The organism is Caulobacter sp. GW821-FHT11E11, assembly GCF_058808315.1.
Window position 1 is genome coordinate 125,576 of the sequence record NZ_JBXARO010000006.1, and the last position, 19,716, is coordinate 145,291.

Genomic DNA, 19,716 nt, shown 5'->3' on the forward strand with positions numbered 1-19,716 from the left:
CGCCCCTCGAACCCCGCCCTTTGCTTAGCCGACGGGTTTCTCCAGCAGCAAGGCCTTGGTCAGGAAGGCGCGGTCTTCACCGATCACCCGCAGGCCGGCCTCGGCGAACAGGGCCGGTAGATCGGTCTCGGCATAGCTGCCGTAGTACGGCTCATGGAAATAGACCGGGAAGGCCTCCAGCAGGCGGGCCAGGTCCGGTGTGTCGCTCGGCTGCACCGAGTCCACGAAGACCAGCACGCCGCCGGGCTTGAGCACCCGCGCCAGGCTGGCCGCCACGACGGGGCGCACACGTGGCGGCAGCTCGTGGAAGAGATAGACGCAACTCACCGCATCTAAAGAAGAATCCGCGAACGGTAGGGCCTCGGCATTGGCCTTGATCCCGCCCGCGCCGGTCCGTTTGCGCGCCTGGGCGAGATAGGCTTCCGAGAGGTCCAGGCCCGCGATGGCCGCGCGGGGAAAAGCCGCCTTCAGGTCCTTGAGGAACGCGCCCGAACCGCAGGCCGCATCAAGGATCCTGGCGTCGCGGTGATCGCGGCCACGCCAATGTTTCGCCAGAAGCGACAGCCCCCGGCGGCGCATCGCTCCGGCCGTGCCGGAGAACAGCGCCTCGACCTGGGCGTCGTAGCGCCGGGCGCTCTCTTCGGTGAACCAGCCGCCGGACTGGTAGTGGAAGTTTTGGCGGTAATAGTTTGGATAGGCTGAACTATCGACCTCGTCGCGCACCTCGACGCCGTCGCCCCGGCGGCGGCGCTGGTCGACCTCGAAGGCGTCGGCGATGAAGTCGGCGGCCTCGCGCACGGCGGCCGACGGACGGACCGGGCCGTCCTCGACAGCGGGATAGAGACCGGCAGCGACGTCGCGGGCGTCCTTCTCGAACGCCTCCAGATAGGCGCGGCGTAGGGAGCCCTTGGCGGCCGGCGTGGACTTGGGCGAGAAGCTGCGAGCCTGCTCGCCCCTGGTCGGCCGGGTCAGGGAGCGCGCCAGGCTGCCGGTCGCGGTCCACCAGGCGGCCTTGACCATCGCCCTGGCCCGCTGGCTGGCGGCGTCGACCGTGAAAGCTCCCCTCGACCTCTGCTCCCCCTTGGGCTCGTCCATGCCCGCTCCTAGCGCGTAAACACCCCGACCAGCTCAATATGCGGCGACCAGACGAACTGGTCCACGGGCAGCACCTTCTCCAGGCGGAAGCCGGCGTCGACCAGCACGCGGGCGTCCTTGGCGAAGGTCGCCGGATTGCACGAGACGCTGACCACCTTGGCGACCTTGGACTTGGCGATCTCGACCGTCTGCTCGGCGGCCCCGGCGCGCGGCGGGTCGATGACCACCACGTCGGTCTTGGCCAGTTCGGTGCTCAGCACCGGGCGTTTGACCAGATCGCGGGCCTCGGCGTTGATCGGCTTGAGGCCCGGCGCGGCGCCGATCGCGGATTTCAGGGCGGCGACGGCCTGCGGGCTCATCTCGGCGGCATGTACCGCCGCGACCTCGGCCAGTCGGAAGGTGAAGGTGCCGACACCGCAATAGAGGTCGGCGACGCGGCTGGCGCCTTGCGACTCCGCCACGGCGAACTCGACCATGGCCCGCTCGGCGGCCGGCACGGCCTGCAGGAAGCTGCCCGGCGGCAGGGCGACCACCGCGGGTCCCAGCTTCACCAGCGGCTGGCGCGCGCCATAGACGGTCTCGCCGGCCAGGGTGACGCGGGCGAAGTCGCCGTCGCTGGCCGCCATGGCCGCGCGCATGCGGGCGTCAGCGGACAGCCCGCCGCTCTTGCGCTCGACGCCGGTGACGTCGATGTCCAGGCCCGTGCCGGTCAGGGTGACGTGGAGGGTCGGCGCCGACTTGGGATGCTCCAGGAACGGCTCGGCCAACTTCGCCAGGGCGGGGAAAGCCGCCACCAGACGCGGATCGGTGACCGGGCATTCCTGGATCGACACCAGGCTCCAGGAGCGGCGCTCCTTGAAACCCAGCAGCGCCCCCTGCCCCTTGCTGCCCCGCCGGGCATGCAACGCCACGCGACGACGCGAGGCCGCCGGCGCGGCGAAGGTCGGCAGGATCTCGGTCTCCAGGCCTTCCATCGACAGCTGCACGCGGACCTGTTCGGCCTTCCAGCCGAGATAGGGCGCGGCCGCCCAGTGCTGCAGGGCGCAGCCGCCGCAATGGCCGAAATGCTTGCACGGCGGGGCGACGCGCTCGGCGCTGGCCGTCAGGATCTCGGCGATCTCGCCGCGCGCGCCTTCCATGCGGGCCAGGACCGTTTCTCCCGGCAGGGTCAGGGGCACGAAGGCCGGCTTGCCGTCGGCAAAGCGGGCGAGACCGTCACCCTGGGCGCCGATGGCGTTGATCAAAAGGTCTTGCATCTGCCGTCCATACCCCAAAACCGGGGCTTGAGCGCGGACTTCGGACGTTTTTCTGTTCCGTGAAGAAAGCTGTCAGCCACCATTCATCTTGGCCGGGGCATACCTAGATCAACGGATGGGCGTGGCGGTCACAAAAAGGCCGCCCCTTAAAAAGACAAGCTTCTCTCATGACCATGACCGCCTCCAAGAGCAGGACCTCCAAGATGAAGACCGTTCTGGGCGTCACCGCCGCCCTCGTCTGTGGCGTGCTGACGCCGACCCTGGCCTCGGCCCAGAGCTACGGCACGACGCCCTACGGCGGCGGCGCGTACAACCAAGGCTACTACGACCCCTGCCAGCGCTCGACGACGCAGCGCGGCACGGGCGGCGGCCTGGCCGGCGCCGCGATCGGCGCGGGCATCGGCGGCGGCGTCGCCGCGCGCGGCGCCAAGACCGAGGGCGCGGTCCTCGGCGGCCTGCTGGGCGCCGTGATCGGTTCGAACATCGGCAAGAACTCGGCCGCCTGCACCTCGGGTCGCGCGCCGCCCCCGCCGCCTCCCCCGCCGTCGGCCTATAACGACTCGTATGACTACGACCGCGGCTACCGCTCCAGCTCGTATGACGACGCCCGCCGCGACGCCGGCCGCGACAGCTACTACGAGCGTTCGTACGAGCGCCGCGAGGGCTACCAGGTCAACGACCGCGCCGGCCAAGCCGACGTCAACGGCTGCACCCTGGCCGAGAGCCCGATCTATCTGCCCGACGGCCGCACCCAGAAGCGCTTCGTGCGCGTCTGCCCGGACGCCAGCGGCAAGTACCAGGTCGTCGACTAAGTTTCACAGCACCTTGTGGTTAGACGATCGGCCGCCCTTCGGGGCGGCCGATTTCGTTTCAGGCCTTCACGGCCCAGACGAGGCGCTCGACCTGGCCGTCGCCACCGGTGATCGGGCTCTCGGTCAGGCCCTTCACCGACCAGCCCGCGCTTTCCAGGAACGCAACCACCTCACGCTCGACGCGGGCGATGATCTCGGGGTCCTTCACCAGGCCGCCCTTGCCGACGAAGTCGCGCCCGGCCTCGAACTGGGGCTTGATCAGGGCGATCAGGTCCGCGCCTCGCGCCGCCAGGTCCAGCGCCATCGGCAGGGCCTTGGTCATGGCGATGAAGCTGACGTCGCTGACGACCAGGGCCGGCGCCTCCGGGATCACGTCCGCGTCCAGCGCCCGGGCGTCGACGCCCGACAGATCCACGACGCGGGGATCGCCTTTCAGCGTGGCATGCAGCTGGTCCCGACCGACGTCGACCGCGAAGACCTTCTCGGCGCCGCGCGACAACAGCACCTCGGTGAAGCCGCCCGTGGAGGCCCCGACGTCGAGCGCCACGCGTCCCTCGACCATGACCGGCCACTGGTCCAGCGCGTGGACCAGCTTCAGCGCGCCGCGCCCGACCCAGGGATGGGCGGGCTCGGCGACGATCTCGACATCGTTCTCGAACGTATCGGCGGGTTTGGTGATGACCTTGCCATTGACGGTGACCAGCCCCGCCTCGACGGCCGCACGGGCCTTGGCGCGGCTGTCGACGACGCCCCGCTCGACGAGCAACATATCGATACGCTTGCGGGCCACGCGGTCTCCTTAAAACTTGAACCGCGCGTGTAGCACGGGCTTGCGGCCCAGGTCTCTTCAGGGTCAACTTAACAGTGATCACCGGCGCGTCAGACGCTGGTCCCATGGGGAGCGAATGCATGCGTTTTAGTCGCCGTGGCCTGATGGCCGCCTCCGCCGCGATCGCGGCCGCGCCATCGGCCTTCGCCAAGCCCAAGGGGGCGGCCCCTGCGCCCTGGACGCCCGACGCCACCGAGATCGCCGGCCAGATCCGCCGCAAGGAGATCAGCGCCGCCGAGGCTGTCGAGGCCGCCATCCAGCGCGCCGAGACGCTGCAGCCCAAGGTCCAGGCGATCGTCGATTCCGACTTCGAGCGCGCGCTGGACAGGGCCAAGGCCGGCCAACTGTCGGGTCCGTTCGCCGGCGTGCCGTTCCTGGTCAAGGACCTGGACCCCTACAAGGGCGTGCGCACGCGCTATGGCACCCGCGCCAGCATCGGCGCCCGGCCGGAAAAGGAACAGACCGCCTATATCGACGCCTTCGACGCCGCCGGCTTCGTGACGATCGGCAAGTCGGCGACGCCGGAATACGGGTTCCTGCCGACCACCGAGCCGATGGGCTTCCTGCCCACCCGCAATCCCTGGAACACCAACCGCTCGTCGGGCGGCTCGTCCGGCGGGGCGGCGGCGGCCGTGGCCTCGGGCATGGTGGCCATCGCCCACGCCAGCGACGGCGGCGGCTCGATCCGCATCCCGTCGGCCAATTGCGGTCTGTTTGGCCTCAAGCCCTCGCGCGGCCGGATGATCCAGAACCGGCCCAGCAGCCGGGGCATCGACCTGTCGGTCTCGCACTGCGTCAGCCACAGCGTCCGGGACTCGGCCATCCTGTTCGCCGCTACGGAACAGACCGGCGCGGGCGCGGCCTTCAAGCCGGTCGGCGTGGTCACCACCCCGCTGAAGCGCAAGCTGAAGGTCGGCCTGATCATGAACACCGGCACGGGCCTGGCGCCCGACGCCGAGGTCCAGACCGCCGTCAACAACGCCGCCAAGCTGCTGAAGGACCTGGGTCACAAGGTCGAGCCGACCAACTGGCCGATGGATGGCGGCCAGTTCGGCCAGGACTTCACCGTGCTGTGGGCCACCGGCGCGGCCGAGTTGGTCGCCGGCATCGGCAAGGCCATCGGCCGCAAGCCCGACGCCAGCGTGCTGGAGCCCTTCAGCCTGGGCATGGCCGAACTGGTCGGCAAGCTGCCGCCAGGCGCCCTGGAGGCCGCCCTGAAGCGCCTGAACGGCAATATCGGGGCCTATGACGCCTGGCTCTCCAAGTACGACGTCATCCTGTCGCCGGTGCTGGGCAAGCCGCCGGTCGAGCTGGGCTATGTCGCCGGCTGGGTGCCGTTCGAGGAGCTGCAGGGCCGCCTGCTGGCCTATGTCGGCTACACCCCGGTGCAGAACGTCGCCGGCGCGCCGGCCATGAGCGTGCCGCTGCACTGGACCGCCGACGGCCTGCCGGTCGGCGTCCAGATCGCCGGCCGTGCTGGCGACGAGGCGACGCTGCTGGGCCTGGCCTATCAGCTGGAAGAAGCCCAGCCCTGGGCCCATCGCAAGCCGCCGGTCAGCGCCTAGCCCTGCGTCCTGACGCGGACATGCTCCAGCATGTCCGCGATCAGCGCGAAGTCTATCTTCTCGGGTTTACGCCAGCGGATGCAGCCCTTGCCATGGTCGATCTCCGCCAGGCGTTCGGCGAAGGCGTCCATGGCCGTCTGGCCGACATAGAAGGCGATGTGCTGCTTCTGGCTGTTGAAGGCGATCCACGGCAGCTTCGGCGGGCCGTAGGCCGGCATGCCGAAGGCCATCAGTTCGCTCTCTGGTCCGAAGGACTGAAGGCAAAGCTCTCGGAGTTGGTCCAGCGCAGGGCGGCGGTCGGGCGCGACCTCCTGCATGAAGTCATCGACCGTCGCCGCCTTCGACTGGACCATAGCCCCTACCCCTCGACGAACACCTTCTTGAGTTCGTTCTTCATGATCTTGCCATTGGCGTTGCGCGGCAAGGTCTCGGGCCAGAACACCACCTTCACCGGCACCTTGAAGGCGGCCAGGCGGTCGGCGACGAAGGCGCGCAGTTCGGCCTCTGTGGCTTCGGCGCCGGGCTTGAGGGTGACGACGGCCGCCGGCTCTTCGCCCAGCGTCTTGTGCGGGATCCCGACCAGGGCCGCGTCCATCACCGCCGGGTGGTCGTAGAGGCAGTTCTCGACCTCGATGCAGTAGATGTTCTCGCCGCCGCGGATCAGCATGTCCTTGGCGCGGTCGATGATGAAACAGAAGCCCTCGGCGTCCAGGCGGGCCAAGTCGCCCGTGCGCACCCAGCCGTCGACGAAGGTCTCAGCCGAGGCCTCGGGCTTGTTCCAATAGCCGCGCACGACCTGCGGACCCTTGCACCACAGCTCGCCGACGTCGCCGATCGGCAGTTCGCGGTATGGAGCCTCAACGGTCATGATCTTCAGGTCCGTAACCGGCACGGCGGGGCCGCAGCTGTCGGGACGGTTCTCATAGTCCTCGGCCGAGTTGCTGGTCGCCGTCGCCGAGGTCTCGGTCATGCCCCAGCCGTTGCCGGGCGAGGCCTTGGGCCAGATTTCCTTGATCTTGCGCACCAGCTCGGGCGCCGACGGCGCGCCGCCATAGGCCACGGCCTCGATCGAGGAGAGATCGTACTTCTCGCGGTTGGGATGCTCGATGATCTGCCAGGCGATGGTCGGCACGCCGCCCATCTGGGTCAGGCGCTCGTCCTGGATCAGCTGCATCGCCTTGTCCGGATCCCACTTGCGGATCATGGCGATCTTGGCGCCGCCGAACAGCGAGGGGTTCAGCACCGCGAAGCAGCCTGTGGCGTGGAAGAACGGCACCGAGATCAGCGAGCCGCGCTGGGGGCCGTTGGGATCGGCCTCGGGCGGCGCCTCGCCGCGGCGCAGGAAGCTGCGGGCCCCGGCGGCGGCGGCGGCGAAGATGTTGCTGTTGACGTTGCGATGGGTGCCGATGGCGCCCTTGGGCTTACCCGTGGTGCCCGACGTGTAGAAGATCGTCGCGTCGTCGTCCGGGCCGAGCGCCACGGTCGGCAGCGGCTTTTCGTCCAGCTTGGCCCAGTCGTTGGGGCAGCCGATCGCCTTCTCCAGGCGCCGCACATACGGGTGGGCGATCTCTTCCTTCGAGCGGCTGACATAGACGCGTTCCAGCGCCGGACAGTGGTCGAAGTGCTCGGCCAGGCGCTCGAAGCGCTCGACGTCGACGATGGCGACCTTGGCCCCGGAATCGATCAGGCCGTATTCCAGCTCCGCGCCGGTCCACCAGGCGTTCAGCGGCGTGACGATCGCGCCGATCGACAGCGCGCCATAGAAGGCCACCGGCCATTCGGGCAGGTTGCGCATGACGATGGCGACGCGGTCGCCCTTCTGGACGCCGGCGGCCTCCAGCTCGGCGGCCATGTGGGTCACGGCGCGATAGAAGGCCTCGAAGCTGACCCGCTCGTCCTCGTGCACCAGGAAGATCTTTTCGCCGTGCGAGCGGCCGAAGGCGACGGTGTCGCGCAAGGTGGGGGGAGCGTTCTTCCAGGTCCGAGTCTTCACGCCCCGGATCTCGACCTCTTCCATCTCGCCGGGCGTGCCGGGCGCGGTGATCAGCGCATAGGCCTGCTGGACGGACATCGCGGGCCACGGCGCGGGCTTGGAGGCGGCCTGGGTCATAAGAAAACTCCCTCGGTATCGGTGTCGCGCCCTGTTTGATCGAGCGCGTTCGATGACCAGAGAGCACAGCCGGAAGCGGGATGCAAACGCCCGTTTGACGCTAGGAGAACATTGATAAGTTACAACCCTAGCCGGGCTGTTTTTTCAGCCGCTCCAGCCACTGGATGGCGTTCTTGTTGGCCGGATCCAGGGCCAGCGATCGCTCATAGGCGGTGATCGCCGCGGCCGTGTCGCCATTGGCGGCATGGGCCTCGCCCAGGCTGTCGAAGGCGTTGCCGCTAGTCGGATAGAGCTCGGCCGTCAGCTTCAGCACCGCCAGTGCCGAACGCGGCTTGCCGAAGGCCATCAGGCGATAGCCCCAGTCGTTCAGTTCGTGCTCGTCGGCGGCGAAGCCTGGGTTGGCGGCGCGGAAGGTCGCCACCGTGGCGGCCGGGTCGGCCCTCTCCTGCCCGGTCAGCGCCACACGCAACGCGGCGACGCCCGTCAGGGTCATGCCGGGGATGAAGCCCTGGGCGATCTCGTCGACCAGGTCCTCCGGCGTCGAACTAGCCAGGTTGGTGAGAATGACGACGCCGACCTTGTCGTCGGGGTAGAGGTACATGGCCGAGCGACTGCCGCCCGTCATGCCGACCACTCGACGGTCCGGGCGGTCCATCACCAGCCAGCCCATGCCCCACTGGCCCTTCTTGCCATCGTTGAAGGCGACCGGGGTCCACATGGCCGCGCGGGTGGCGGGCTTGAGCAGCTTGCCGTCCTGCAGGGCGATCAGCCACTTGGCCATGTCGCCGGCGGTGCTGTTCATGCCCGCCGCGGCGCGGTGCAGCGGTGAAAAGATCTCGGTCCGCACGGTCGGCTGGTCGGGTGTGCCCTGACGATAGCCGTACGAGGTCACCTTATTGGGATCCTGGTCGCGGGTGTCGCCAAAGCCGCTGTGGGCCATGCCCGCCAGGGTGAACTGCTCGGCGGCCAGGGTCGTATCGCGCGGGCGCCCGCGCAGGCCGTTGATCGCCATCTGAACCAGGGCGTAGTTGGTCTGGTTGTACTCGAAGCGCTGCCCGGGCTGAAATCGGATCGGCTTGGCCAGCGTGGTCGACCAGGCAATATTGCCGTTGCCGTCCTCGTCCTTGAAGTCCGGCAGGCCGGAATTGTGGCTGAGCAGTCGCCGAACCTCGATAGCGCGCCAGGCCTCAGGCAGATCAGCGACATAGCTCCCGATCGGCTTGGTCAGGTCCAGCCGCCCGACCTCGACCTCGCGCATGGCGGCCACGCCGGTGAAGGCCTTGGTGATCGAGTTGATCGGGAAGACGGTCCCTGGCGTCACCGGCGTCTGCTTGGCCAGGTCGGCGACGCCATAGGCGCGGGACATCACGATCTTGCCGTCCTTGACGACGGCGATCTGCAGGCCGGGGATGTGCTGCTCGGCCATCGCGCGGCGAACGATCGTGTCGGCGCGCTCGACCGGATCCGGCGCGGCCTGGGCGGCTCCGGCCAAGCTCAGTATAAGCAGTCCCAGCCCTAGAGTTCTCATTGCCGCACTCCCTCGTCGAGGGCGGCAAGAGAGCAGCCTGGCCTGTCCCGGCCCAGTTAATCCTTGGTCATGTGAACCGGAGCGTAGCCTTGTCCGAAGCCCTGCTGTTCCCCGATAGTCAGTTCGCCGCCTTCCTGTTCGACATGGACGGCACGGTCCTGACCTCGATCGTCGCCAGCGAGCGGGTCTGGGGCGCCTGGGCGCAGCGGCATAGGCTGGACGTCGAGGCGGTGCTGAAGATCATCCATGGTCGCCGGGCGATCGAGACGGTGCGCAGCTTCAACATCCCCGACGTCGACGAGGACGCCGAGGTCCTGGCGCTGATGGAGGGCGAGATCGCCGACACCGGCGGGATCGACGCTATCGAAGGCGCCGCCGCCTTCCTGGCCGCCCTGCCCGCCGATCGCTGGGCCGTCGTCACCTCGGCGCCGCGCGAACTGGCCAAGGTGCGGCTGGCGGCCGCCGGCCTGCCCATCCCCGCCGTGCTGGTCACGGCCGACGACGTCGAGCGCGGCAAGCCGGCGCCGGACTGCTTCCTGCTGGCGGCGGAGCGCCTGGGCCACAGGATCGAGGATTGCCTGGTGTTCGAGGACGCCCCGGCGGGCATCGCGGCGGCCGAGGCCGCCGGCGCCAAGGTGGTGGTGATCACCGCCACCCACAGCCATCCGCTGGAGACGCCGCATCCGGGCGTCTCCAGCTATGGTTCGCTCAGGATCACGCCCGAAGGCGCGTTGAGCTTCTAGCCCACCGACTCCAGCCGGCTCAGCGCCGCCTCGAGCTTGGCCTTGGCGGCTTCGGCGTCGGCGAGGCGCTCGCGGTTCTCCTCGATGACCTCTTCCTTGGCGCGGGCCAGGAAGTCCGGGTTGCCGAGCTTCTTGCCGACCTTTTCGATCTCGCCGACGTGGCCGGCGATTTCCTTGGTCAGGCGGGCCTTCTCGGCGGTCAGGTCGATGAAGTCGGCGATGCCGAGCGCGCCGGTGGCTTCGCCCATCACGATCGGAACCGAACCAGCCGGGGCCGCATCGGCTTCACGCGCGCTGTCCAGGCGAGCCAGGGTCAGCAGCAGGTCGCGGTGGCGAGCCAGGCGAGCCTTGGTCTCCGCGCCCGCGCCGACGACGGTCAGCGCCGGCTTGGCCGACGGCGGCACGTTCATCTCGGCGCGGATCGAGCGGATCTCGCCGACCGTGCCGACCAGCCAGCCGATCTCGGCCTCGGCCTCGGCGTCGATCCAGCTTTCCGGCAGATCGGGCCACTGGGCCGAGATCAGCATGCTGTCGCGGGCCGGGCCGAACTCGGCGGTCTTCTCCCACAGCTCCTCGGTGATGAACGGCATCACCGGGTGCAGCAGCTTCAGGATCACGTCCAGCGCCCAGGCGGCGGTGGCGCGGGTCTCAGCCTTGGCCGCCGCGTCATCGCCGTTCAGGATCGGCTTGGCCAGCTCCAGGTACCAGTCGCAGAACACGTTCCACACGAAGCGGTACAGGGCGCCGGCGGCCTCGTCGAACGCCGGGCCTTCCAGGGCCTTGGTGACCTCGGCGACGGTCTTGACCGTCTCGCCGCGGATCCACTTGTTGATCGGCTGCTGCACGGTCGCGGGGTCGAAGCCCTCGACGCGGACGCACTCGTTCATCTGGGCGAAGCGCGAGGCGTTCCACAGCTTGGTGCCGAAGTTGCGATAGCCCTCGATGCGCTGCTTGCTGAGCTTGATGTCGCGCGCCTGGCCCGACATCGCCGTCATGGTGAAGCGCACCGCGTCGCAGCCCAGCTCGTCGATCAGGATCAGCGGATCCATCACGTTGCCCTTGGACTTGCTCATCTTGGCGCCCTTCTCGTCACGGACGAGGGCGTTGATGAACACCTGCTTGAACGGGGCCTCACCCATGAAGTGGATGCCCATCATCATCATCCGGGCGACCCAGAAGAAGATGATGTCGAAGCCGGTGACCAGGGTGCTGGTCGGGTAGAAGCGCGCCACGTCTGGTGTCTTCTCGGGCCAGCCCAGCGTCGAGAACGGCCACAGGGCCGAGCTGAACCAGGTGTCCAGGACGTCTTCATCACGCTTGATTAGGATCGGCTTGTCAGATCCGTAGACATACGAAGCCTTCCAAGCACGATAGTCCTCGTCACTCTGAGCGACGCGAACATCGATACCAACGTATAGCGCACGTGCTTCGACAAGCGCTTCCTCTTCAGTTTCGGCGACGAAGATTTGTGGGATCGTCGAGTCGTCCTGCGAACCGTACGGATGTTGCGGACCGAACCACGCCGGGATGCGGTGACCCCACCAGAGCTGGCGCGAGACACACCACGGCTCGATGTTGCGCAGCCATTCGAAGTAGGTCTTTTCCCAGTGCTTGGGTTCGAACACCGTCTCGCCGGTCTCGACGGCCTTCAGGGCCGGCTGGGCCAGGGTCTTGGCGTCGACGTACCACTGGTCGGTCAGGAAGGGCTCGATGACCACGCCCGAACGGTCGCCGTGCGGGACCATGTGCTTGGTCTTCTCGATCTCCTTCAGCCAGCCTTCCTCCTCGGCGCGGGCGACAATCTCCTTGCGCGCGACGAAGCGGTCCTTGCCGACATATTCGGCCGGCACGCTGTCGTTCAGCTTGGCTTCCGGCGTCAGGATGTTGATCGCTTCCAGGCCGGCGCGCTTGCCGACACCGAAGTCGTTGAAGTCGTGCGCCGGCGTGATCTTCACCGCGCCCGAGCCCTTGGTCGGGTCGGCGTAGTCGTCGGCGACGATCGGGATGCGACGGCCGACGATCGGCAGGGTCACGAACTTGCCGACCAGGCCCTTGTAGCGTTCGTCGTCGGGGTGAACCGCGACGCCGGTGTCGCCCAGCATGGTCTCGGGTCGCGTCGTCGCGACAACAATGTAGTCGCGGGTCTCGAACTCGACAGCCTTGCCGTCGTCGTCGAAGGCGATCGGGTGCTGGTAGGTGACGCCGTCGGCCAGCGGATAGGCGAAGTGCCAATAGGCGCCGTCGACTTCCTTCTGCTCAACCTCGAGGTCGGAGATGGCGGTCTGGAACTGCGGGTCCCAGTTGACCAGGCGCTTGTCGCGATAGAGCAGGTTCTGCTTGTAGAGCTGGACGAACACCTTGCGGACGGCAGCCGACAGGCCTTCGTCCAGGGTGAAGCGCTCGCGCGACCAGTCGCACGACGCGCCCAGGCGGCGCAGCTGGTTGGTGATGGTCCCGCCGCTCTCGGCCTTCCATTCCCAGACCTTGTCGACGAAGGCTTCGCGGCCCATGTCGCGACGGCCGATATTGCCGGCGGCGGCCAGCTGGCGCTCGACCACCATCTGGGTGGCGATGCCCGCGTGGTCGGTGCCCGGCAGCCACAGGGCGGCCTTGCCACGCATGCGGTGGAAGCGCGTCAGCACGTCCTGCAGGGTGTTGTTCAGCGCGTGGCCGATATGTAGCGAACCCGTGACGTTCGGCGGCGGGATCACGATGACGAACGGCTCGGCGTTCGGATCCTCGCTGGGCTTGAAGGCCCCGGAGGCCTCCCAGGCGGCGTACAGGCGGGGTTCGACGGATTTGGGATCGAAGGTTTTTTCGAGCATGGCGGAGCGGATATGCCATCTGCGGCCCGGCCGGGAAACCGGCGGCCCTGGGTTTTCTGACGGTTGGAAACGAAAAAAGGCGGCCGCCGCAGCGACCGCCTCGATTTTCCAGGTGCTGGAAGAGCTTAAACGCCGCGACCGCGGGCGATCCGTTGCACTTCTTCCTCGACCTTGGTCTCGACGATGCGCGGCAGGTTCTGGTCCAGCCACTCCTTGAGCAGCGGGCGCAGCAGCTCGCGTACGACGTCTTCCAGCGTCCGGGCGTCCTTGGGCATCAGCAGGGCCGAGCTCAGGCTGCCGAACGCCGAGGCGGCGGCCGACGAGGCGGTGGCGCCGACCAGGGTCTCGGCCACTTCGTCGCGATCGAAGACCGGCGTCGGGGCCGGGGGCGGCGTGTAGACCGGCTCCGGCTCGGGTTCCGGCGAATAGACGTCGATGTCGCCGACGGTCTCCAGCGGCTCGGGCTCAGGCTCCGGCGCGATGGGATCGGTCAGCTCGAGGATATCGTCCTCGGGTTCGGGCTCGGGTTCCGGCGGCGGAGGCGGGGCCGCCTCGGCCGCAGGCTCCGCCGGCGCGTCATCCTCCGAGATGATGCGTCGAATGGAGGCGAGGATCTCCTCCATCGTCGGTTCTTGAGAGCTCTGATCGGACATGTGCGACGCCGTCGTAAAGAGGTACGAATCCTTGCGCGCTCTAGGACGCGCTTCGCCGCGATGGTGCAGACTTACGCGTGTTAAGCAAGCGTAAGTCCGCGCCTGGGCGGAATCGACGCGGGCGCTAAACCTACTTAGAGGCAGCCTGCGACTTGGTCGAGGGCGCACCGACCTTATCGATCGCCTGGACCACCGGCTCCCACGGCACCCAGCCCGCGCTGTGGGTCACGCGGTCATAGGAAGCCTTGGGATCGTAGACGGTGGAGCCGGCGGCCAGCTTGGTCACGTCCAGTTGGCCCATGGCCTGCAGCAGCACGGCGCTGGCCACATATTCGTCGCGACGGGCGGCCACCAGGGCCAGTTCGGCGTTCGACAGTTCCAGCTGGGCGTTCAGCACGTCCAGGGTGGTGCGCAGACCGACCTGCTGCTCCTGGCGCACGCCTTCGAAGGCGATGCGGCTCGCCCGCACCTGCTCTTCGTTCGAGCCCAGGTTGGCGCGCGTGGCCAGCAAGGTGCTCCAGGCGGCCGAAACCTGCTGGATCACGGTGCGCTTGGCGCCTTCGACGGCGACCCGGGCGGCGTTCTCGCGCTCACGGGCGGCGCGGACGTTCGAGGCGTTCAGGCCGCCGGTGAACAGCGGCACGCGGGCGGTCACCGAACCGGCGATGGCGCGGTCGTACTCGCCGAACTGCTTGCCGTTGCCGTTCACTTCCGAGGCGTCATAGCCCAGGCTGGCGCCGGCCGAGACGGTCGGCAGATAGGCGGACTTGGCCAGGGCCACGCGGGCCGTCGCGGCCTGCTCGGCATAGCGCGCGGCCAGCACGGCCGGGTTGCTGCCCTCGGCGGCGTCGAAAGCCTGCTCGACCGAGGCCGGCAGCACGCTGACCAGCGACGGCTCGGGCGACAGGTCGGTCGGGTTCTGGCCGACGATCTGGGCGTAGGTGGCGCGGGCGATGGCCAGGTTGCCCTGGGCCGACGACTGGCTGGCCTTGGCGGCGGCCAGTCGCGCTTGGGATTGGGCGACGTCGGTGCGGGTGATCTCGCCGACCTCGAAGCGGGCGTTCGATTCGTCGAGCTGGCGCGACAGCACCGCGACGTTCTCGTTGGCGATCCGAAGGGTTTCCTGGTTACGGCGCACGTCGACATAGGCGGTGACGACGTTGGCCAGCACGCTCTGCTCGACGCGGCGCAGGTCTTCGCGGCCGGCCATGACGTCGGCCTCGGCGGCCGAGAGGTTGGCGCTGGCCTGGCCGCCCGTATAGAGCGGCTGGGACAGCTGGATCTGGGCGTTGCTGGTGCCGACCTTGTTGACGTCCGAGGCCGTGACCAGCACGCCGCCGACCACCGTGGTGGCCGGATGCGCCAGGTCGGTGCGCGAGTTGGTCAGGCCGGCCGTGGCGTTCACCGTCGGGCGGAAGCCGGTCCGGGCCCGGACCACGCCTTCGTCGGTGGCGCGCTGGACGGCGCGCTGCTGCTGCAGGGTCGGATTGGTCTGATAGGCCAGGGCTGCGGCGTCGGCCAGGGATTCGGCATGAGCCGCGGAAAACGCCCCAGCCACCAGGCCGGCGCTGCAAGCGGCGGCCAGCAATCCGGCCCGTCGACGGTTCGACATCAAGATTCTATCCCCAATCACGCGAAGCTCGCGCCTGCCACAATATGATCGCGTGTAAGTCGGACCGCCAGACGCCGCCAGTTAAGCTTTTTTCACGCGGACGTTGCGGCAAGCCTATGAGCCGTCGGCGTTTTAGAAGCTGAACCCGGCCTCGGCCTCGAAGCCCGCCAGGATCGGCGGCGAGGCGTCGAACGCCTGGCGATGACCCACGCCGTCCTCGGCGCGCAGATAGATGGCCGCGCGGCCCACCGGGCCGGTGCGCTCGATCACGCCCAGACGACCGCCGGCGGCCAGGGCGTCCTGCCAGGCCTTGGGCGCAACGGCGACGGCGCCTTCGCAGATGATCACGTCATAGGAACCGGCGGGAACGGCCTTCAGGTCGTCGCCTTCCAGGCGGGTGACCGCCAGGCCCATCTTTTCCAGCACGGCGGCCGCATAGGGCGCGGCGATGGCCAGGGCCTTCTCGCCTTCGCGGGGCTTGAGCACCTGCAGCAGCTTGCCCACTTCGCGCGGGCGCAGCAGCCAGCGGCCCGGCGCATATTCGATGTCGGCGTCGGCATAGGCCAGATAGGCCTTCGAAGCCGGCACGACCGACTCGCGCGCCACCACGCGCAACGCGTCCTGCAGCGGCAGGTCGGTGACGTCGGCGGTGCGAATTTGGCTCTCGACCATGTTCAGCCGCGCGGCGGTGAAGTCGGTGCTCATGGAATCCCTCGAAGGACTTGGACTTTCGAGCAGGCTTATAGGTCCGCGCCCGGCCGAAACGCAATGCGATCGGAGGCCGCGTTTGCCCGTCCATCGCCCTGTGACGGCCTTAAAAGCGTCATCGACTTACCGAGACATGCTCGAAAAGATCAAATGACGGTCATTAGAAGTAGTGACAGTCGATGTCACAGAACATCGATTGATCACGGCCGGTCTATGGTAAATAAGCAGCTATCGTCGGCGCGTCCGTCGGTGGGGGAGGAAGCCGAAACAGTAGGCTTCATGGGGAATTGCCATGTTGAGTGCGCCAGTCGTGATCGCGGCCGCGATCTGCGCCTTAGTGCTGATCTATTTCCTGCCCCGCCTCGATGGCGTGGCCCGTAAGGCCTATGGCCGTTACCGCCGTCGCCAGCGCAACGAGCGGCAGGAGCGCGAGCGCCAGGAACAGCTGGAACGCCGCACCCAGCAATAATTGGGGCCGCATAAAGGCCAGAGACGGAACCATTCGGGGGCGTCGGAACTGAACAGAAGCGGACCAGTGCCGCGTTCCAGTTCCTCCCGTCCCCAAGGTCCGTCCATGAAGATCGCTCAGGTCACTCCTCTCTACGAGGCCGTCCCACCGCGCCTGTATGGCGGCACAGAACGCGTCGTCGCCCACCTGACGGACGCTCTGGTCGACCTTGGCCATGAGGTCACGCTGTTCGCCAGCGCCGAAGCCCAGACCAAGGCCAAGCTCATCGCCGTCCGCGACCAGGCCATCCGGCTTGACCCCGCGCCCCTCAAGTCCGACCTCGCCGCGCACCTGGCTCAGATCGCCGAGGTCCGCGCCCTGGCCGACCAGTTCGACGTCGTCCACTTCCACACCGACATGGTGCAGTTCCCGTTCTTCGCCGATCGGGCCGAGCGCACCCTGACCACCCTGCACGGTCGCCTGGACCTGAAGGACCTGCCCGGCGTCTACAAGCGCTACCCGCAGTTCCCGCTGGTCTCGATCAGCGACGACCAGCGCCGCCCCCTGCCCTTCGCCAACTGGGCGGGCACGGTCCACCACGGCATGAACGCCGACCTCTACAAGTTCTCGGAAAAGAGCGAGGGCTACCTGGCGTTCCTGGGCCGCATATCGCCCGAGAAGCGTCCCGACCGCGCGATCATGCTGGCCAAGCGCCTGGGCAAGAAGCTGAAGATCGCCGCCAAGGTCGACAGCGCCGACCGCGCCTATTTCGAGGACAAGATCGAGCCGATGATCAACGGCGATCCGCTGATCGAATTCATCGGCGAGATCGGCGACCACCAGAAGTCGGCCTTCCTGGGCGGCGCGGACGCCCTGCTGTTCCCGATCGACTGGCCCGAGCCCTTCGGCCTGGTGATGATCGAGGCCATGGCCTGCGGCACGCCCGTCGTCGCCTATCGCTGCGGCTCGGTGCCGGAAGTGATCGACGACGGCGTGACCGGCTTCATCGTCGACAACGACGACCAGGCGGCCGACGCGATCATTCGTGCGTCGACCCTGGATCGGAACCTCGTACGTCGGCGTTTCGACACAAGGTTCTCGTCCGAGGCGATGGCTCGGCGCTACGTCACGCTTTACGAAAAGCTGTGCGGCGGCGCCGCCGTCTATCCATCCCTCGTCGACTTGGCCGCCACTGCGTAAAGCCGACCTAGGAGGGGCCTTTGGAGAATCTCGCACCGGCGTTGGACGCACCGGTCGACTACGGCGTGACGGCGGAGGTCCGCGCGCCGCAGAATCTCTTCGCCCTGAAGGACAAGGACACCTTCATCGTCGCCGACGAGTTCGGCGACATCGCGGGTCAGGGCGACGGTCTCTTCCACAACGACACCCGCATCCTGTCGTTCTATCGCCTGACCCTGGGCGGGCGCTCACCGTCGCTGCTGTCGGCGGCGGTGGCGCACGACAATGTCTTCTTCACCTGCAACAGCACCAACCAGGCCCTGCCCTATCCGGGCGAGCGGATGGGACCGCCGGGCGTCCTGCACATCGAGCGCAAGCGCTTCCTGTGGGGCGAGCGCCTGTTCGAGCGCATCCGCTGCGTCAACTACAGCCGTGACACCGTGCTGCTGCCGATGGCGATCGAATTCGACGCCGACTTCCGCGACATGTTCGAGGTGCGCGGCAGCCATCGCGCCAAGCGCGGCGTCAAGGGCCCGCCCCATGTCGACGGACGCCGCGTGGCCTACAGCTATCTCGGCCTGGACGGCGTCGAGCGCGCCTCGTTCATCACCTTCTCGGACGCGCCTTATCGCCTGAGTGCGCACAAGGCCGAGTTCATGTTCTCGCTGCATGCCGAGGGCGAGACCGAGCTCTATATCGAGATCGGCATCGTCGACGGCCACACGCCCAGCCGCGAGCGATTCCGTGACGCCGCCGCCCGGGCCCGCTGGGACATGCGCTCGCGCCGCCGGCATGGCGCGCGCCTGAGCAGTTCCGGCCGCCTGTTCAACGAGTGGCTGGGCAAGTCGCGCTCGGACCTGGCCCTGCTGACCACCAAGATGGAGACCGGCCCCTACCCCTATGCCGGCATCCCGTGGTTCTCGACCGCCTTCGGGCGCGACGCGATCATCACCGCCTGGCAGATCCTGTGGTTCGAGCCGTCGCTGGCCAAGGGCGTGCTGCGTTACCTGGCCGCCCACCAGGCCCAGGAGCGCTCGACCTTCCGCGACAGCGCCCCCGGCAAGATCATGCACGAGACCCGCAAGGGCGAGATGCCGGCCATGGGCGAGGTGCCGTTCGGCCGCTACTACGGCGGCGTCGACACCACGCCGCTGTTCGTAGCCCTGGCCGGCGCCTACCAGCAGCGCACCGGCGACGACAAGCTGATCGACGAGCTATGGCCCGCCCTGATCCGGGCCATGCACTGGATCGAGAACGACGGCGACAGCGATGGCGACGGCCTGATCGACTACGCCCGTGGCCAGGACAGCGGCCTCTCCAACCAGGGCTGGAAGGACAGCGAGGACAGCGTCTTCCACACTGACGGCCGCTACCCCTCCGGCCCGATCGCCCTGGTCGAGGTGCAGGGCTACGCCTTCGCCGCCTATCGCGGCATGGCCCGCTTGGCCGAGCGCCGGGGTGAGGCCGAGCTGGCCGCGACCTGGCAGCAGAAGGCCGAGACTCTTCGCCAGAAGGTGGAAGACCTGTTCTGGATGGAGGATCGCGGCTTCTACGGCATCGCGGTGGACGGCAAGGGCGACCTGTGCCGAACGCTGGCGTCCAATCCGGGGCACCTGTTGTTCTGTGGCCTGCCCTCGCCCGAACGCGCCCGCAAGGTCACCGATCAGCTGCTGTCGGCGAACTTCAACTCCGGCTGGGGCGTACGCACCCTGGCCACGGGCGAGGCGCGGTTCAACCCGATCAGCTACCACAATGGCTCGGTGTGGCCCCACGACACCGCCCTGTGCGTGATGGGTCTGTCGCGATACGGCGAGCGCGACGGCGTGGTCGACCTGACGGCGGATCTGTTCGAGACCGCCAGCCGCATGGGCATGCGCCTGCCCGAGCTGTTCTGCGGCTTCCCGCGCTCGCCCGGCGAACCGCCGGTGGCCTATCCGGTCGCCTGCCTGCCGCAGGCCTGGGCGGCCGGTTCGGTGTTCATGATGCTGCAGGCGTGCTTGGGGATCACGATCGACGCCAATCGCGAGGAGATCTCCCTGGTCGATCCGCGCCTGCCGATCGGCATCGACCATCTGCGCATCGAGCGCCTGCGCGTGGGCGCGGCGTCCGTGGACCTGATCTTCGAGCGCCAGGGCGCCCGCGTCTCCGTGCGCTCCGAGGGCGACGTGCCGCTGATCATCCGCGCCAAGCCATCCTGGGACTGACAAGACCAGCAAAGACACGCGCGGCCGAATGCGGTCGCGCGTCGTCATGGGCCTAAATCTGCGGAAGCTTTGGAAAGGTTCTGGAGTCTTCAGAGACTTGTGGTGACCAAAATTGCTGGTCGCAAGTCTTATGAGAGAGTGGCTCCGCG

The 19,716-nt window shown here is 68.0% G+C and carries 16 protein-coding genes; 6 read left to right on the forward strand and 10 right to left on the reverse strand.

Annotation, left to right across the window (positions count from 1 at the left end; translation table 11 throughout):
- Nucleotides 1-24: 24 nt before the first annotated feature.
- Together AC1RR5_RS16155 and AC1RR5_RS16160 are read right to left on the reverse strand one after the other, a co-directional pair.
- Complete coding sequence (locus AC1RR5_RS16155) at nucleotides 25-1,095, reverse strand: class I SAM-dependent methyltransferase (RefSeq protein WP_492922878.1); 1,071 nt, start codon at nucleotides 1,093-1,095, stop codon at nucleotides 25-27.
- A gap of 8 nt (nucleotides 1,096-1,103) precedes the next feature.
- Entirely contained in the window at nucleotides 1,104-2,351 is a 1,248-nt protein-coding gene (locus AC1RR5_RS16160) for a class I SAM-dependent RNA methyltransferase (RefSeq protein WP_492922880.1), read from the reverse strand.
- 167 nt (nucleotides 2,352-2,518) lie between these two features.
- On the opposite strand from AC1RR5_RS16160, the gene AC1RR5_RS16165 reads away from it, so the two are divergent.
- The gene (locus AC1RR5_RS16165) at nucleotides 2,519-3,163 is read left to right on the forward strand and encodes a hypothetical protein (RefSeq protein WP_492922882.1); all 645 of its coding nucleotides are present in this window, start codon (nucleotides 2,519-2,521) and stop codon (nucleotides 3,161-3,163) included.
- Nucleotides 3,164-3,221: 58 nt separating this feature from the next.
- Here the strand turns inward: AC1RR5_RS16165 and AC1RR5_RS16170 are convergent, their stop codons facing one another.
- On the reverse strand, nucleotides 3,222-3,953 hold the full coding sequence (locus AC1RR5_RS16170) for a TlyA family RNA methyltransferase (RefSeq protein ID WP_492922884.1): 732 nt from the start codon (nucleotides 3,951-3,953) through the stop codon (nucleotides 3,222-3,224).
- Between the two features lie 119 nt (nucleotides 3,954-4,072).
- Between AC1RR5_RS16170 and AC1RR5_RS16175 the strand changes: the two genes are divergently transcribed.
- A complete protein-coding gene (locus tag AC1RR5_RS16175; RefSeq protein WP_492922886.1) occupies nucleotides 4,073-5,557 on the forward strand; it encodes an amidase in 1,485 nt (494 codons plus the stop codon).
- On the opposite strand, the gene AC1RR5_RS16180 is transcribed toward AC1RR5_RS16175, so the two are convergent.
- From AC1RR5_RS16180 to AC1RR5_RS16190, 3 genes are all read right to left on the reverse strand, one after another.
- Entirely contained in the window at nucleotides 5,554-5,910 is a 357-nt protein-coding gene (locus tag AC1RR5_RS16180) for an iron chaperone (protein WP_492922888.1), read from the reverse strand. The two genes, AC1RR5_RS16175 and AC1RR5_RS16180, sit on opposite strands and share 4 nt — an antisense overlap.
- A 5-nt stretch (nucleotides 5,911-5,915) precedes the next feature.
- Nucleotides 5,916-7,667 (reverse strand): class I adenylate-forming enzyme family protein, encoded by a 1,752-nt coding sequence (locus AC1RR5_RS16185; protein WP_492922890.1) that lies wholly within the window; start codon nucleotides 7,665-7,667, stop codon nucleotides 5,916-5,918.
- A 127-nt stretch (nucleotides 7,668-7,794) separates the two neighbouring features.
- Nucleotides 7,795-9,195, reverse strand: coding sequence for a serine hydrolase (locus tag AC1RR5_RS16190; protein ID WP_492922892.1), 1,401 nt, complete (start codon nucleotides 9,193-9,195; stop codon nucleotides 7,795-7,797).
- Between the two features lie 89 nt (nucleotides 9,196-9,284).
- Between AC1RR5_RS16190 and AC1RR5_RS16195 the strand changes: the two genes are divergently transcribed.
- A complete protein-coding gene (locus AC1RR5_RS16195) occupies nucleotides 9,285-9,938 on the forward strand; it encodes an HAD-IA family hydrolase (protein WP_492922894.1) in 654 nt (217 codons plus the stop codon).
- Here the strand turns inward: AC1RR5_RS16195 and AC1RR5_RS16200 are convergent.
- The 4 genes from AC1RR5_RS16200 to AC1RR5_RS16215 form a co-directional block, all read right to left on the reverse strand.
- Complete coding sequence (locus AC1RR5_RS16200; RefSeq protein ID WP_492922896.1) at nucleotides 9,935-12,763, reverse strand: valine--tRNA ligase; 2,829 nt, start codon at nucleotides 12,761-12,763, stop codon at nucleotides 9,935-9,937. The two genes, AC1RR5_RS16195 and AC1RR5_RS16200, sit on opposite strands and share 4 nt — an antisense overlap.
- A 125-nt stretch (nucleotides 12,764-12,888) precedes the next feature.
- A complete protein-coding gene (gene popZ, locus AC1RR5_RS16205) occupies nucleotides 12,889-13,416 on the reverse strand; it encodes a pole-organizing protein PopZ (protein ID WP_492922898.1) in 528 nt (175 codons plus the stop codon).
- Nucleotides 13,417-13,546: 130 nt separating this feature from the next.
- Nucleotides 13,547-15,034, reverse strand: coding sequence for a TolC family outer membrane protein (locus tag AC1RR5_RS16210; protein WP_492923387.1), 1,488 nt, complete (start codon nucleotides 15,032-15,034; stop codon nucleotides 13,547-13,549).
- Nucleotides 15,035-15,160: 126 nt separating this feature from the next.
- Nucleotides 15,161-15,733: a protein-L-isoaspartate O-methyltransferase family protein gene (locus AC1RR5_RS16215; RefSeq protein ID WP_492922900.1), complete on the reverse strand. Its 573-nt coding sequence runs from the start codon at nucleotides 15,731-15,733 to the stop codon at nucleotides 15,161-15,163.
- Between the two features lie 295 nt (nucleotides 15,734-16,028).
- Between AC1RR5_RS16215 and AC1RR5_RS16220 the strand changes: the two genes are divergently transcribed.
- The 3 genes from AC1RR5_RS16220 (at nucleotide 16,029) to AC1RR5_RS16230 (ending at nucleotide 19,567) form a co-directional block, all read left to right on the forward strand.
- The gene (locus AC1RR5_RS16220) at nucleotides 16,029-16,205 is read left to right on the forward strand and encodes a hypothetical protein (RefSeq protein ID WP_492922902.1); all 177 of its coding nucleotides are present in this window, start codon (nucleotides 16,029-16,031) and stop codon (nucleotides 16,203-16,205) included.
- 105 nt (nucleotides 16,206-16,310) lie between these two features.
- A complete protein-coding gene (locus AC1RR5_RS16225) occupies nucleotides 16,311-17,384 on the forward strand; it encodes a glycosyltransferase family 4 protein (RefSeq protein ID WP_492922904.1) in 1,074 nt (357 codons plus the stop codon).
- A gap of 20 nt (nucleotides 17,385-17,404) precedes the next feature.
- Nucleotides 17,405-19,567 (forward strand): amylo-alpha-1,6-glucosidase, encoded by a 2,163-nt coding sequence (locus AC1RR5_RS16230; protein WP_492922906.1) that lies wholly within the window; start codon nucleotides 17,405-17,407, stop codon nucleotides 19,565-19,567.
- Nucleotides 19,568-19,716 lie beyond the last annotated feature (149 nt).

Excerpts from the sequence above, each read along its gene's own strand:
- AC1RR5_RS16185 (WP_492922890.1), bottom strand. The coding sequence starts at position 7,667 with ATGACCCAGGCCGCCTCCAAGCCCGCGCCGTGGCCCGCGATGTCCGTC.
- AC1RR5_RS16190 (WP_492922892.1), bottom strand. The coding sequence starts at position 9,195 with ATGAGAACTCTAGGGCTGGGACTGCTTATACTGAGCTTGGCCGGAGCC.
- AC1RR5_RS16225 (WP_492922904.1), top strand. The coding sequence starts at position 16,311 with ATGAAGATCGCTCAGGTCACTCCTCTCTACGAGGCCGTCCCACCGCGC.
- AC1RR5_RS16175 (WP_492922886.1), top strand. The coding sequence starts at position 4,073 with ATGCGTTTTAGTCGCCGTGGCCTGATGGCCGCCTCCGCCGCGATCGCG.
- AC1RR5_RS16215 (WP_492922900.1), bottom strand. The coding sequence starts at position 15,733 with ATGAGCACCGACTTCACCGCCGCGCGGCTGAACATGGTCGAGAGCCAA.
- AC1RR5_RS16155 (WP_492922878.1), bottom strand. The coding sequence starts at position 1,095 with ATGGACGAGCCCAAGGGGGAGCAGAGGTCGAGGGGAGCTTTCACGGTC.
- AC1RR5_RS16200 (WP_492922896.1), bottom strand. The coding sequence starts at position 12,763 with ATGCTCGAAAAAACCTTCGATCCCAAATCCGTCGAACCCCGCCTGTAC.
- AC1RR5_RS16180 (WP_492922888.1), bottom strand. The coding sequence starts at position 5,910 with ATGGTCCAGTCGAAGGCGGCGACGGTCGATGACTTCATGCAGGAGGTC.
- AC1RR5_RS16220 (WP_492922902.1), top strand. The coding sequence starts at position 16,029 with ATGTTGAGTGCGCCAGTCGTGATCGCGGCCGCGATCTGCGCCTTAGTG.
- popZ (WP_492922898.1), bottom strand. The coding sequence starts at position 13,416 with ATGTCCGATCAGAGCTCTCAAGAACCGACGATGGAGGAGATCCTCGCC.
- AC1RR5_RS16165 (WP_492922882.1), top strand. The coding sequence starts at position 2,519 with ATGACCATGACCGCCTCCAAGAGCAGGACCTCCAAGATGAAGACCGTT.
- AC1RR5_RS16160 (WP_492922880.1), bottom strand. The coding sequence starts at position 2,351 with ATGCAAGACCTTTTGATCAACGCCATCGGCGCCCAGGGTGACGGTCTC.